General features: G+C 29.7%; 12 protein-coding genes. 3 read left to right on the top strand and 9 right to left on the bottom strand.

What is annotated here, in order from left to right; translation table 11 throughout:
• Nucleotides 1–13 precede the first annotated feature (13 nt).
• The 4 genes from V9L05_RS12180 to V9L05_RS12165 all read right to left on the bottom strand — a co-directional run bounded on the left by V9L05_RS12180 (nucleotide 14) and on the right by V9L05_RS12165 (nucleotide 4,311).
• Nucleotides 14–889 carry an alpha/beta hydrolase gene (locus V9L05_RS12180; protein WP_338812157.1) on the bottom strand — a complete coding sequence of 292 codons (876 nt, stop codon included), beginning with the start codon at nucleotides 887–889 and terminating at the stop codon, nucleotides 14–16.
• An 85-nt stretch (nucleotides 890–974) separates the two neighbouring features.
• Nucleotides 975–2,153, bottom strand: coding sequence for a type I restriction enzyme HsdR N-terminal domain-containing protein (locus tag V9L05_RS12175; RefSeq protein WP_338812155.1), 1,179 nt, complete (start codon nucleotides 2,151–2,153; stop codon nucleotides 975–977).
• Between the two features lie 184 nt (nucleotides 2,154–2,337).
• Nucleotides 2,338–3,498: a glycosyltransferase gene (locus V9L05_RS12170; protein ID WP_338812154.1), complete on the bottom strand. Its 1,161-nt coding sequence runs from the start codon at nucleotides 3,496–3,498 to the stop codon at nucleotides 2,338–2,340.
• A 75-nt stretch (nucleotides 3,499–3,573) separates the two neighbouring features.
• On the bottom strand, nucleotides 3,574–4,311 hold the full coding sequence (locus V9L05_RS12165; RefSeq protein WP_338812153.1) for a YjjG family noncanonical pyrimidine nucleotidase: 738 nt from the start codon (nucleotides 4,309–4,311) through the stop codon (nucleotides 3,574–3,576).
• Here V9L05_RS12165 and V9L05_RS12160 point away from each other — a divergent pair.
• The 3 genes from V9L05_RS12160 to V9L05_RS12150 all read left to right on the top strand — a co-directional run bounded on the left by V9L05_RS12160 (nucleotide 4,282) and on the right by V9L05_RS12150 (nucleotide 10,486).
• Nucleotides 4,282–6,333, top strand: coding sequence for a DUF885 domain-containing protein (locus V9L05_RS12160; protein ID WP_338812152.1), 2,052 nt, complete (start codon nucleotides 4,282–4,284; stop codon nucleotides 6,331–6,333). The genes V9L05_RS12165 and V9L05_RS12160 overlap by 30 nt on opposite strands.
• 1,441 nt (nucleotides 6,334–7,774) lie before the next feature.
• On the top strand, nucleotides 7,775–8,284 hold the full coding sequence (locus V9L05_RS12155; protein ID WP_338792983.1) for an META domain-containing protein: 510 nt from the start codon (nucleotides 7,775–7,777) through the stop codon (nucleotides 8,282–8,284).
• A gap of 78 nt (nucleotides 8,285–8,362) precedes the next feature.
• Nucleotides 8,363–10,486, top strand: a complete 2,124-nt coding sequence (locus tag V9L05_RS12150) for an OmpA family protein (protein ID WP_338812151.1) — start codon at nucleotides 8,363–8,365, stop codon at nucleotides 10,484–10,486.
• Nucleotides 10,487–10,603: 117 nt separating this feature from the next.
• On the opposite strand, the gene V9L05_RS12145 is transcribed toward V9L05_RS12150, so the two are convergent.
• The 5 genes from V9L05_RS12145 to V9L05_RS12125 all read right to left on the bottom strand — a co-directional run bounded on the left by V9L05_RS12145 (nucleotide 10,604) and on the right by V9L05_RS12125 (nucleotide 14,658).
• Entirely contained in the window at nucleotides 10,604–11,335 is a 732-nt protein-coding gene (locus V9L05_RS12145) for a YwqG family protein (protein WP_338812150.1), read from the bottom strand.
• 135 nt (nucleotides 11,336–11,470) lie between these two features.
• Entirely contained in the window at nucleotides 11,471–11,821 is a 351-nt protein-coding gene (locus V9L05_RS12140; protein ID WP_338812149.1) for a hypothetical protein, read from the bottom strand.
• A gap of 115 nt (nucleotides 11,822–11,936) precedes the next feature.
• Nucleotides 11,937–12,038 carry a riboflavin kinase gene (locus tag V9L05_RS12135; RefSeq protein ID WP_338812148.1) on the bottom strand — a complete coding sequence of 34 codons (102 nt, stop codon included), beginning with the start codon at nucleotides 12,036–12,038 and terminating at the stop codon, nucleotides 11,937–11,939.
• Between the two features lie 54 nt (nucleotides 12,039–12,092).
• Nucleotides 12,093–13,214, bottom strand: coding sequence for a serine hydrolase domain-containing protein (locus V9L05_RS12130; RefSeq protein ID WP_338812147.1), 1,122 nt, complete (start codon nucleotides 13,212–13,214; stop codon nucleotides 12,093–12,095).
• Nucleotides 13,215–13,410: 196 nt separating this feature from the next.
• Nucleotides 13,411–14,658: a hypothetical protein gene (locus V9L05_RS12125; RefSeq protein WP_338812145.1), complete on the bottom strand. Its 1,248-nt coding sequence runs from the start codon at nucleotides 14,656–14,658 to the stop codon at nucleotides 13,411–13,413.
• Between the last annotated feature and the right edge of the window lie 108 nt (nucleotides 14,659–14,766).

Genomic DNA, 14,766 nt, shown 5'->3' with positions numbered 1-14,766 from the left:
TTATAGATAATATTTATTTCAAATGAGTACGAATAAAGGCTGTAGATTTTTCAAGTGCATCTAAAATATTAGCTTCATTAAATCCATGTCCCTCTTCTGGATAAATATAATATTCGTTTGTAACATTAAACTGACTTAGAGTTTCTTTTAACACTTCGCCTTGTTGAAAAGGAACTAATCTATCTATACCACCATAGAACATAATAGTAGGAGGAGATTGAGAATTAATAGCATACTTTGGACTAATATTTTCAAAATAAGTAGCATCATTTTCAACCGTTTTTCCTGTCAAAAGTTGTATTGCTAAAGCAATTTGTTGAGTTTCTGGATTTGGGCTATTCGTGTAGGAAGAATGTAGAAAATCAGTAGGTCCTACTACATCACAAACTACCTTTACTTGATTTTCTGTATCATACTTATAACTGTACAACATGGATAAATGCGCTCCTGCACTTACTCCCACAAACGCATATTGATTCAAAATTCCGTATTCTTGACTTTTATTTTTTAAATCTTCAACTATACTTTTTATATCATCAATTTGCATAGGAAAAGGTTCTCTAGTGAAATTGGCTAGTCTATAATTGATATTTACGACTGCATATTCAGGTGCAAAAGTTTTTAGATAATCATAAATTCCATTCATATCAGCCTTATCTCCTTCTACCCAAGCTCCTCCGTGTACTAAAACAACTACTTTGGTTTTAGCAGAACTACGTTGTTTGGGCAAATAAATATCGTATTTTTGCTGTGGGTCGTCTCCATAAGCAACATCTTGAAGTTCTTTTTCTTGTTCGAAGGTAGTAGTTTCTTTTTCAGAATTAGTGTCTTCACAAGATGACAAGAAAATCACAAAAATAAACAGATATAAAAAATATTTTTTTTTCATTATTTCAAAGTTTAATTAATTCAAAAAATTCGTTTTTGCTCAACCGTCAACGAGGTCTGAACCTTCGTTGAGGATTTATAAAACCTTATCTTACCCTAGAAAAAGCCTCAAAAACCCAGTTCAAAATCACCATCATAAATGCTTGAAGAGGAACACCAATCACAAAAGGTACAAAATAATTCATCAGTCGCCATGACTCTTCTACTTTATAATAATGTTTTCTACTCCACCAACAATACCAGTATTCAGAACAACAGGTGCGACACAATTCATCTGTTCCAAATAAAAATTCACTCAAAACAAGCGAAGGGATAACAACAATAAGTGTAGCAAAAATAACTTTATTATGGAAGACAAAAGGTAGACTTTTACCTTTTTTCTTACGATTTCTTGCTGTTCTTTTTTCTGTCAGTTTGGGGAAAAGTTTGCGTTTGAATCCCCACATTATAACTAAAGTAGTTAGAATTGGAACAAACCAATACAAATGACCATAATGAATATGTTCTTTTACAAGCCAACGAGTATGATTGTCAATTTGTGCGGTCAGCACTTTTGCATTAAACCAACTTAACATAAAGCCAATAAAAACAAATACAAAGGTGAAAAGCAAAAAATCAGAAAGCCAAGGTTTTTTGGTTTGAGGAAGAATATAGTTTTTATAAAATGCTTTTAATGAGTGTTTTATTGTCCAAAAAGTTTCGTTAAATGCTCCAGTAAACTTTGAAGAAGTAGAAAAAGAAGGCAAATTATCGATTTCTATATATTGCCTTCCATTTTTTTCAGGTTTGGTTTTATAATACGTATTTAATTTTTGAGAAGTAACCCAAACATATTTTCCATAGAGTTGATTATCATAAGACTTGCCTTGCTCAACAGCTTCTAAAAATGCTCTTTTTCCTACATCTGCACGTTTGCATTCTATAATTACCTCATCGTTTTGATGCTGATTATCTGAAAAAATCACAATATCCACAAATCTATAGCTAGAACCCATCTTTACTTTGCGTTCAAAAGCTATTCTACTAGGAGAGTATTTTTTTTCAGTCACCAATTTTATATATGCCCATGCTCTGACTTCTTCTTCAGGTTCCCAACGTAAGCGCATAGATTGATGAGGATAAAAAACATAACGGTCTGTTCCTGTTCCATCGAAACGAATGAGTCCTTCCAAAACACCTTGTTTGAGTATTTCAGTCATTTTGTAAGGGTCTAATGATTTTACAGATTTTCTATTGTTTCTTTTTGAAGTAGAATTTGTAGCCAATTTATTGAAAGAGTTGAATGTGTAAGTTGGATAGAATTGAGCTAGGATACAGCTAAACTAAAGTTAATACTAAAAATCCGTTTTTTTTACTAAAAATCCTAACTTTCATTTATCAAAATGACATCTTTTGCTATTTTTTTTGGCAAAAAAGCAAATTATGTGATTTGTTATAAGCAATTTTATCCTAAAACTCTCTCCCTTTCCATTTTACTTTTTTAGTTTTCAAAAAATGAATTCCTACTAAGAGATATAAAAATTGTTCTAGTAGACAAAAAAGAAAAACTTGCAAAAAAATAGACAAAGAAATTTTGAGCTTTAATTTTACCAAAAATGAAAGAATTAATAAATAATTAATCCCCAAAATAGTAAAAACAGCTAGAATCAAATAACTATTCCCACCCAAAAATATTCCTACTACTATCCCTATAAAAAAAATAATTCGAAACAAATAAGTAATTAAAAGTCCTTTTTTGATAAAATTAGAAAACTGCCAGGCACCACAAAACCAACGATGACGCTGCAAAATCCAATCTTTTAGAGTGAGTTCGGCTTCTGTAAAAGCTAGAGATTTTGAATTGAAAAGTTGAAGGAAAAATTGATTTTTATTTTTTTGTGGATTGCTTACTTGTCTGACACTCTGAAGTGTCTGACAATTTTGTTTTTTTTGCTGTTGTCTCCACCAACGACCATTTATATAATTTTGAAAGGCTTTAAAAAGAGCTACATCTTCGGTTACTGAAAATTGAATGTTTTCGTAGCCTCCTAGTTCTTGATAGATTTTTTTGTCAAATGCAAGATTATTTCCCATTGCTGTTTGTGGAAAACCTAACTTTGAGAAAATAGCTAAAACTCCCTGTCCGAAAATCCAATCTATTGTTTGAAAATTAGTAAAAAATGATTCTTGATTAATCTTGGGAATTGTCGTTCCCATTACCATTTTTATACTCTCTTTTTGATAGTATTTTTTTATTAATTCTTGTAGCCAATTTTGGTTTACAAGAATATCAGCATCAAGCAAAATAAGCGTTTCTCCTTCTGATTGATTAATTAATTGATAAATAACATTTACTTTGCCTTTCAGATTATTTTGATTTATTTTATTTAATAATTTATCAATTTTGAAATAGGTATAATTTGTATTCTGATTTTTCTTAATAAATTCATTTATAATTTCTGCGCTTTTATCATCAGAATTATCATCTCCAAGTAGAATTTCTATTTCAAAATTATTTTTATTCTTTTCACCTTGGTAAAACTCGTTTATAGCCCTTTTTAAATTCTCTAAACAAGACAAAATTATTCTTTCTTCATTTCGTAGAGCTATTAAAATACTTATTTTTTTCATTTGAAATTATAAGTTATGGGTTTTCACTTTAGAATAGAGGGAGAATGATAATTAAAAAACTCTTGCCTTATCCTTTTACAAAATACCTTCAATTTCTCTCCAACAAGCAATATCATAACTAGCGACAGAATGTTGAGGTGTTTTTTTTAATGGATTATAAAAAATAGTTTTCATTCCTAAAGAGCGTGCGCCCAAAATATCAGCGTCAAAACTATCTCCAATCATAATAGAGTTTTGAGGTGTAGCGTTAGAGATAGCGAGTGCATGATTGAAAATAATAGGATTAGGTTTGGTAAATCCTGTACAATCTGATGTAACAATATTTTTAAAAAAATGTAAAATACCTGAATGTTCTAATTTTAGTTTTTGGCTTTCCTCAAAACCATTGGTAAGGATATGAAGTTGATAGCCTTTAGATTGCAAATAAGTAAGCATTTCTAAAGCAAAAGGTAAAAGATTGGGCTGACGAGGACAATTATATTGATATTCGTTTTCTAATTCTTCCAAAAGATTAGTGTATAGATTTCTATCAAATAGTTCTTCTTTCTTTTTCATTTTATGTAGCTCTTCAAAGATATGTGTAAAACGACGTTGTCTTATCTTTACTTTGTCTACCAAGCCTTCATGATGTTGTTTCCAAAGAAATTTAGTCGTAGTTTGGAAGGCTTTCAAAAAATCGTCAAAACTTATTTTTTCATTATTAATAATTTTATCAGATAATTCATACTTTTGATACAAACTAAATAAAGTTTGTTTAGAATTTTGCTCAAAATCCCATAATGTATGGTCGAGATCAAAGAAGATATTCAACATAATATTCCCAGCAGAAATACTACGCTCAATATGGCGAGTAGAGGTGATGTGGTTCATACTAAATTTGCGTGGCGAAGGTTATGGATTCATGTAAGTCATAAAACAATTTCTTACCTAGAACAACTAAAAATAGGAAAAGTTATTTTACGTATGTTTGTTTTTTCATTTATTATTTTTAGTATTTGGGTCTGTAACCTAATTTGGTTTAAACCTTTTAGTGTTGAGCTATTTTATGAGCGCATGTTTATAGAATATGGACAAGATGACCCAGAGCTTATGAGTCGTCTGCATCTTTTAGACAATTATGGAATAACTTATTACAATAGCCTCTTGACAGATATTTCTGATGAGGAACGTGATAGGCGTTATGAAGAAAGTATCGTTCGCAATTTTGAGATGCTAAGAACTTACAAACGTTCCCAACAAAACGAAGAAGAACTATTATCCACTGAAATATTAGACTGGTATTTAGAATTAGAAATTTATAGAAATGCTTTCCGTCAGTACGAATATCCTGTAAATCATATTACAGGCATTCAAGTGGAGCTACCTCGTTTTATGATGGAGGTACATCAAATTGAAACGCTTGGAGATGCAGAAGACTATTTAGAACGTTTATCAAAATTTGATGATAAATTTGACCAACTTATTCAGCTTTTACAATCAAGAAAAGAATCAAATGTAATTCCTCCTCGCTTTATATTAGAGCGTGTAATCGAAGAAACAAAAGATTTTATTGCTAGAAATGTAGAATATAATGTATTGTATAGAGATTTTTCTCGTAAAGTAGAGTATTCAGACCGAATTTTGCCCCTTGCAAAACATGAACTACAAGTAGAAGCAAAAGAAATAATAGAAGATGATGTTTTTCCTGCTTATCAAAAACTATTAAATTATTTAGAAGAAGAAATTGAATTATCAAATAATGATGCTGGAGTTTGGAAATTGGGCTATGATAGCGCAACAGCAATCATGTATTATAATACAATGCTGATGGTTCATGCTCATATTTCACAAGAAGAGTCGGCAGAAGAATACCATTTTAGAGGATTAGGAGAAATTAGTGATTTAAAAGAAGAACTAACAGGTATTTTTGATTCCTTAAATTTCCCACAAAAAGATTCTATTTCAAAAAATTTAGCTAAAATAAATAATCGTTTGCCTACTGATTTCAATATTGGTAATAATGATAAAAATTATTTAGCCACTTATCAGCACTACTCAGATTCTGCTTTTGAGGCTTTTGATAATTTCTTCTTGCATCAACCCAAAGACCCACTTAAATTAGTACGTGTGCCTTTACCTTTAGAAAATAGTGCGCCTTTATTGGAGTTTCATGGAGGACACGATAAAACACGCCCAGCCTTATATATTAATCTAAAAAATGCTGAAACTATTCCTCAAAATAAGATTCCAGTTTGGGTATATGAAAAAGCAGGAGGACGTTATATACAATCTTGGTACGAACAACAACTTACAGACATACCTACTTTTAGAAAAGTTTTGCAGTTTGATGTCTATTATGAAGGATGGGAGGGATATTTTGCTGATTTACTGACCGAACAGAATAGGAATTCTATTAATTACTACGATGACTTATATGTCAAGATTGGAAAAATTCAGAATGAACTTTTTATTACTTCGCTTTTGGTAGTGGATACGGGAATCCATCTAAAGCAATGGACTAGAGAAGAAGCGATTGATTTTTTGGTAGCAAATACAGGACTTCCTAGAGAAGACATGAGAGATGAAGTTGATAAAATAGTAGTTCGCCCTGCACAAGCTACCATTTATAAAATAGGGAAAATATACTTCAATAACTTAAGAGAGTATACAGAAGATGCCTTAGAAGAAAATTTTAACCTTAAAGAGTTTCATGAAATTTTATTAAAAAATGGACATATTCCTCTTCCTGTTTTGAAAAAGCAGGTAGAACATTTTGTTACTGAAAAAAAGAAACTCATCAGAGAAGCAGAAATGAAACAAGAAGAAGCTAAAGAAGAGGAAAAGGGAAAGTCTTAATAAATATTTTAAAAAATTTCATAAAAACTTGCATTATCAAAATTTAATTTCTATATTGTATCAAGTTACAGAATTAAAAAACACAAACGGTGATTTTTAAAGAATATTAAATCATTTACTTTTAAGATTTGTTTCTAATAAATATATTAAAATCATTAATCTATTTTAGAAACTCTTACTAAATTGTTGATAAGTTTCATCTCATCTAAATTAAAGTAGTATTACTTTTGAGACCTTCAAATTTGTTTGAAAAGGTAATAGTACAAAACAATTTTGCTACACATATAAAGTAAATTATTGTAACTCTCAGTTTATGTAGTTCTTTCTAATATAAATCATTCAATCGGGATTTTTTAGTTTTAGAAAACCTACTTCATTTTTATTCGTATTTTTAATTTCAATTAAAATTATATGGTATAAAAAATATTCAGATTTGTTTTTTAGAAAAAGTTTATCTGTGCAAAAATAGAATAACTTGATGTTTTGTTAGAAAATTAGTAGTAAAAAGACTTAGGTAAAATCTAAGTATATATAGTTATGAATAGCTTAAATAATTATTCATAAATTCTTTTAAAGAATCTTTTAAAAATAATTTTCTGTTTCTAATTTTATATGAATAAGAAAACATATAAAACGATAACAAAACTCTTATGAAACGTTCAAAATAATAATGCAGCATATTATAGTATGCAATTATTTCCTTTGGAGAGTAATGAAAGCCAAATACTTTGCTTTTAACCTTTCATATCAAAGCGACCACATTAGTTTTAATTTTGAAGTCTAGTAATTTGTGATTCTTGTTTTAGCATACATAAAAAAAAGGATAGACAGTTTATTTTCAAAAAAACATTTCAATCAGTTATTATTTACTCAATTTATTGATAGTAATAACTTCATTTGTATCTTTACTTATGTTTCACCTTTAGAGCCCCGAAAATTTGCTCAACTTATTTGTTAATTTCAACTTGAGATGTATTTCTCTTGCTCTAAATTCAGGTCTCAACTAATAAAGTAAGCACACAGGAAATCAGATAATGTATCATTGATTTAATATAGTAAACAAGTAAAATTTGTTTTCGTATCCTTTACAAAATCTATTTCACGATAATTCGTCATTCTCGCTTACTTGTCAGATAAAATGAAATTTATCTAGTTGTATTTTATCCTGTCTAACCTACCAAATCAATTTTATTTGACTAATAGTTATTTATGTATTGATAGTTTGAGTTAGAATCAATTTAGGACAAAAAAACAGCGAACAAAGTCAGTTTTATTTATTGTATTTTTATTAAAATTTGTTCATTTGTTATGAAAGCATCTTATATAAAATAATCCTTACTATTTCATAAATAGTAGGGATTATTTTTTTGTGAAAAACATTCTGTAGAAAAAATCAGTTTATGAGTAATAGTACTATTTTTCATTAAAACTAAATCAAACAATGTTTATCAAATCAATTTTTTTATCTGTTATCCTAATTTTTTCAACTTCTATTTTATTTTCAAGCTGTAAAAGCAATAAGAAAACATCAAATCTTACTGACAACCAAAAATTAGCTAGAGTTTGGATGATGACAGATATGAATCTAAATGATGGAAATAATTTTTCAAAAGAAGACTTTATAAAAGCCAAAGCTAAAGTAGACCTTACAAAACTAAAAGAAATCACGACTGACTTGGATGGTAAAAGAATTGCCCAAGGAAATGCTTTTATGGGTTGTAATAGTATTTTTTTCACAGTCTCTACAAGTGCACAAAATGAAAATAAGAACAATATAACTTTTTCACAAGCAGGAATGACCAAAATGGCATGTCAGGAAAATATGGAGTTAGAAGCCAGCTTTGGAAAAAATATTTCTAACATGACAACTTACCAATTAGAAGGTCAATTTTTAACTCTTTCTTCGGAAGACGGAAAAAGAATGAAATTTGTGGCTCAAGATTGGGATTAATCAAAATAGAAAAAAGGAAATAATTTTTAACCTTTTTATTTCTATTCTCTATCTCTATTCTTTGCCTATATTTGTGCTATGCAATCAACACTTTACTTTTTAGATATTTTTTTAGCTGATTTTTTTTCTTATTCAAGAAAAGTCAGCTTTTCTTTGTTTATCTTTTTTTTTGGAATCTTTTTTTTGCCTTCTCTATCAGAGGCACAAACGAATACAAACGTTCTTTGGGCAAGCGAAGTAATTGATTTTTCTTCTGAATATTTCGATGAAAATAATCCTACTCAAAACACAGCAAAACAAATTTTGGGCAAACCTAATGTTCTTCCTGCTATTTGGCAAAGTCCGTGTGCTTGGTCACCAGCTCGTCCAGAAGCTCGTCAGGATGAATGGATAAAAGTAGGTTTTGAAAAAGCTATTTTTGTAAAGCAAATTGCCATTGCTGAGAGTTTTGGTGCAGGTGCAATTTCAGCAATTATTCTTTATGATTTGCAAGATAAAGGACATTTAGTTTATAAAAATCAGCGAACTCAGCCAGCTCCTATACAAGGACAATTACTCAACATTTATCTAAAACAAAAGACTACTTACAAAGTAAAATCTGTAAAAATAAAACTTAATACAATTGATGTTGGAGGTTGGAATAATATTGATGCGATTGGAATTTCTGAAAGTGATATTCCTATAAAAGCAGAAATAAATATTACAAAAGATATTCCTTTTAACGAAACAGAACGTCTTCCAAGAACTGTAAACTCTCCATATAGTGAAATTTTGCCTATTATTTCTCCTGATGGAAAAACACTTTTTTTTGATAGAAAAGATCATCCACAAAATACACCTTCTATCTCAGCAGGAAAAGAAAATGATGATGTTTGGTTTTCTCGTCATATTTCAGATACGGTCTGGAGTGAAGCGCAGCGATTAAGTGAACCTGTCAATAACAATCAGCATAATTATGTTTGTTCGGTAACACCTGATGGAAATGTTATTTTGCTTGCCAATGCTTATTTGCCTTCTGGAAAAATGGAACAAGGCGCATCAATTTCTTATAAAACGATTGATGGTTCGTGGTCATATCCTGAGCCTTTAAAAATAAAAGATTTTTATAATACTGATAAATACGCAGAGATTTGTCTTTCGCCAAACCGAAAAGTTTTGATTATGGCAATACGTAGAGAAGACACTTTTGGCTCAAGAGATTTGTATGTTAGCTTTCTACAAAAAGATAATTCGTGGTCTGTTCCAAAAAATATGGGTTCTATGCTCAATTCGGCAGCTTCTGAAATTACTCCTACACTTTCTTCAGATAACAAGACACTTTATTTTGCTTCAGATGGAAGAAGTGGTTATGGAAGTTTTGATATGTATGTAAGTAGAAGATTAGATGATACGTGGGCAAATTGGAGTGAGCCATTAAACTTAGGAAACGTCTTAAATTCAGCAGGTTGGGATGCAGGTTATTCCATTGATGCAAGTGGAGAATATGCCTATTTTGCATCTTCAAAACATTCAAACAAAACTACTGCTTCTGAATTGGATATTTATCGTGCAAAACTTCATGTAGAAGTTCGTCCAGATCCTATTTTGCTTATTTCGGGAACGGTTTATAATTCCAAAACGAAAGAACCAATTGGTGCAGAGATTTTTTATGAGATGTTGCCATCAGGAGAAAATGCAGGAACAGCTCAAGCAGACCCACAAACAGGAAATTATAAAATTGCTCTTCCTCCAAATTCAAATTATGGTTTCTTGGCAAAATCAAGAGGTTTTGTTTCGGTAAGCGAAAACATTGATGCCACAGGAAATGAAGTATATAAAGAAATAAAAAGAGATTTGTATCTTACTCCTATTGAAGTAGGACAAAAAATTCGTTTGAATAATGTCTTTTTTAGACAAGGTACAAATGAATTATTGACAGAGTCTTATCCCGAACTTGACCGATTAGTTTTATTTATGCTAGAAAACCCTACCATAACTATTGAAGTAGAAGGACATACAGACCTTGAAGGAATACCAACTATGAATATGAAACTTTCTGCACTGCGAGTAAAAGCCATTCAAGATTATTTAGTTAAGAAAAAAATTGATAAAAAACGCATCGAAACTCGTCCGTATGGAAGTACAAATCCTATTACAAGAAAACGAGATGAGGAAAGTAAAAAACTCAATCGTAGAGTGGAATTTAAGATTTTGAGTTATTGATTTTTCAAAGTTTTTTTATATAGAATACCAACGTTTCAAAGCCGACAGAGACGCAATATGGAACACAAAGCCAATGCAACAATGGAGTATTTGTGTATTTTGAGGAGGTAGATTTGACTATCCTGCGTCAGATTTTATATAAGAAAAATCATTCTGTTTGAGTTTTTCTTTTTCAATAAATAGCATAAGAAAATCTCCATCATGCCAACACCAATTCAGTTCCTCAATAGAGGAGAGTGTAAGCAAAGATGTCCAATCTTCATCAGGTCTTGGGTCGTAGGCTAATGATGAGTAAAGGGGATAACCAAGTAGATAATTTAGCTTTTTATCTAATTTTTCCATTATATCATAACTTAATTCATCTAACTGACTGATATTTAAAGGATTTTTTTTAAGTAATTCATTTCTAAAAGGAATATCAATAGAAGTTTTTAGGTCTATTGAAATAGAAGGTTGATTGGAAAAATATTGATTTGTACATGGGTTTAATATGCTTTCATCATCAAAAAAATAAACTTTAGCATATCCATCATCCCCCCAAAAGTTCTCTCCTTCTTCATCATCTGCTATGAAAATACTCAAAAGTCCTTCTTTGGGAAGGTGAGAAAAAGGTTGAGAAATGTCTTTTAGATTAAACTGAGCTATAAAACGATAATATCCATACTTGTGTTGAGGACATTCAAAATCAGATGGAATATCTGGAATACCACCTAGTTTGCTAGAAGCTATCTTAATTTCAGAATTATTTTTAACTATTTCAATAGAGGGTAGTATTAAAGAGTTAATATATTCTTCATACATAGAAAAGGAAGATTCTTGAATAGCCTGTTTTAGATCTTTTATCGTCATAGTACAAAATATTTTCAGATGAATAAGTGTAATTTTATTGTTTATTTATTTCTTCATATAATTCAGTACAAATGTTTTTTAGTTTCTCTGTTAGTTTGATTTCAGTTGCGATTTCTTGGACGTTTCCAAAAGTTTTTAATTCTTCTTATATTTCTCAAGTATTAAAGTTAGATTCAATATTTGTTTGGATTTAAACTCTTTGATTCCAAATTTTGGTTCATGATATACGTTGATTCCAATAGAATTATCTTGAATATAGATAGAATTTTCTGCTAATAACTCTCCAACAAAAAGATATTCAATTTGATAATGATGTTCATCAAACTCCATTTCTTCCCAAGGTTGATTAAAATCAATACCAATATTTATACAATTTCTCTCTGCTGCTTCAATAATTTTATGTAGATATTGATTTTCTATTGCTTTATTTGTAAAACTATAATCTAGGTTTTTATAACCTTCTTGAGTTAAATTGTAATCGAACAAGAATATTTTAGATTGATGGTGTATCATTTATCAATAGATTTTTAACCTAATTTCTATAAATATTTAAAACGTTTATAATGGATTGATAATCTAACCTTAGTAATCGTTGAAAATATCAAACCTTCAAAACCTCCAAACTCTCCTCCTTATCTCTAGCCAGTTGTGCTTTGAGTTCGTCTAAAGAATTATATTTTTCTTCTTCTCTCAAAAATTTCACAAACTGTAATATCAGATTTTTATCACAAATAGCTGTATCAAAAATGTTTTAAAACTATTTCAAATCCTCAATCAATCCTTCAACTACTTTCATTAATTTATCTGCTGTTTCAAGGTCACTTTGATTTGTAATTACAGAAATTCCTAAATCGTATTCTGGTAAAATAAATAACCAATTTTGACTTCCAAAAGCTCCTCCATGCATACTAAAGTAGGTTGCGTGTTCTTCACTATTTCGAATAGGTAAATAATAAGCTATTTGTCTATTTCCATTTTTATAAAGAACAGTATGTGCTTCTAAAACAATACTATTAGAAGTATCTAATTGGAGTTCCATATAGTTTACCAAATCAGGCATTGTTGTTTTCACTCCCCCATCAGCACCAAACAAGACAACTTCATGAGGTACAAGTTTTCCTGTCATTCCATAACCATTAGCTAAATAAAATTTTTGCTCATCTGAAAGATTAATTTGTGTATTTTTCATATTAGCTTTACTGCTAAAATATTCTTTTACTATTTCATTAAATGATTTATTATAAACATTTTCTAGTATTTTTGCCATAAGTTCTGTATCAACATTAGAGTATTCGTATGTTGAGCCAGGAATAGTATCTAATTTAATTTTATGTAAATCTAAGAAAAAGTCATTTTTACTATAATTTTTTTGAATCTCATAAACTTTAAATGGTAAACTTTCATTAAAGTCAGAGAATAGAGCATTTATACTTTCAGGTAAAAATTTTGACATTCCACTCGTATGTGTTAGTAGATGTTTAATTTTTATAGGTTTTCCATCGTACTCAAAATTTGGAAAATCTTCTTTTAAATATTTTCTTATATCATCTTCTAGGTTTATTTTTTCTTCAACAACTGCATTTGCTACCAAAATACCAATAAAAGTTTTGCTTACTGAAGCAATTTCATAGATAGTTTTATCCGTAGGTTTATTAGCTTTACCTTTATCTAACTCTCCATAATGTCCTGTATATTTTTTACCATCTTTGTATATTCCAATTGAGGCAGAACTAATTTTGGGGTCATCAATCAAAGAACTTGCATGTCTATCCATAGAGATTTGAACTGAATCAACAGAGGAATTAGATGTTATTTTTACTGAACTCTTACAATTGGAAAGTAAGATAATAATTAGAAATAAAGTGATTTTGAGTTTCATTGGAGAATGTATTTAAGTGATTATTAGTGAGATGCTTTTTTTGTAGTTATGGTTGCAAAGAATTAAATTTCACCTAAACTTCAAAACCTCCCAACTCTCCTCTTTATCTCTAGCTAATTGTGTCTTTAGTTCGTCTAAAGAATTGTATTTTTCTTCTACAATACTAATTTTATAGTAAACACATTTTAGATACTTTCTAACAAGCTATTGAATACCCAATTAAAATTACTTCCCATCCTTTTTTTGTTTTTATTACTAAATATTTTTTACTTTCGCCTCCTGAATGACTACGGAAAATATAAGTATCTTTTTCATCATCAACTTTAAAAAGTGGAGAAATACTTATACTACTAGCTGTATTTCGAAAGGATTGTTTTCTATATTTCTCTGCTGAAATAAGGATTACTCGCCTCCATTTAGGTTGGATCTCTTGTAGATGTATATCGTCTGCGATTATTATCAATGTCTCAGTCGTATCAGTTGCATAAGCTATTGGAGGAATATCAGAAATAGAGAACTCAACAGGGGTATATAACATAATTTCTCCTTCTATGACTTTCTCAAAGATAACTGTTTTATCTGTTCTATTACTTGAAAAATGAGGATTCAAATCTAAATCATCAGGTATTTTATCACCGTCTGTATCTACGTTATTTGGATCTGTGTAAAGAGATTGTTCTTCTATATCTGTCAATCCATCTAGATCAGAATCTTTTCTGAGATCGTCTAAGTTAAAAACTAAAAGAAATCCATCTTCTAACACTTCATAAGGAGCTGGATTGTAGCGAGAAGATATAGTTAATTGTCTAACTATGGCTGCTTCAATTTGCAGTTCTGTTTCAGACTTAAACAATGAAGTTTTTGAGTACCATTTTAAATTTAAAGGTCTGCTTTGGCTAATGCCTGTATAAAGATGTTCCCAAGAATTTCCATTGTCTTTTGAAAATGCTATCCAAATGCCTTCTCGCACATCATATTTATTACTTGTATAAATAAATGATTCTAAATTTCCTTTCTTCTCTTGCTTAATGATACTATTTTTATCTATTCCTGCAATGTATTCAGACTTGGGATAAGTAAATTCTTTATTATCAAGATCAAATTTTATCTCAAAGATAGAATCTTGGTACGGAGTCCATGACAATGAAACATCATAAGGAGTGTAGTCAGTTATTTTGTGATATTCAATAAGTTCTTTTGCACGTAATACAAACTCTTCATTACTTAAAAAATCAAATTTTATATGTTCTAGTTTCTTGTAGTATTCGTCTTCTTCTTTGCTCTTGTATTCGTCTTCATTCTTATATTTATAATCATCTTTGCTGTTTTCTTTTTCTTCTTCATGCTTATACTCCACTTCTTTTATATCTGTATATTTTTCATATTGCACAGCAATAACAGATAAAGTTAATAGTAGGAGAATTATTTTTATGATTCTTTTCATTAGGATATTTTTACGTGAAAAATTAAACGTTATTACGGTTAATTTAGTAATGTTAATTTTTCCATAGCGACAGTCACTACGGAAAAATAAGCACATTTTGATTTTTAA

The sequence above is a fragment of the Bernardetia sp. Wsw4-3y2 genome (assembly GCF_037126295.1).
Lineage (GTDB): Bacteria > Bacteroidota > Bacteroidia > Cytophagales > Bernardetiaceae > Bernardetia.
Note: the sequence above shows the minus strand (reverse complement) of the source record. Positions and strands in the feature narration are given on the sequence as shown.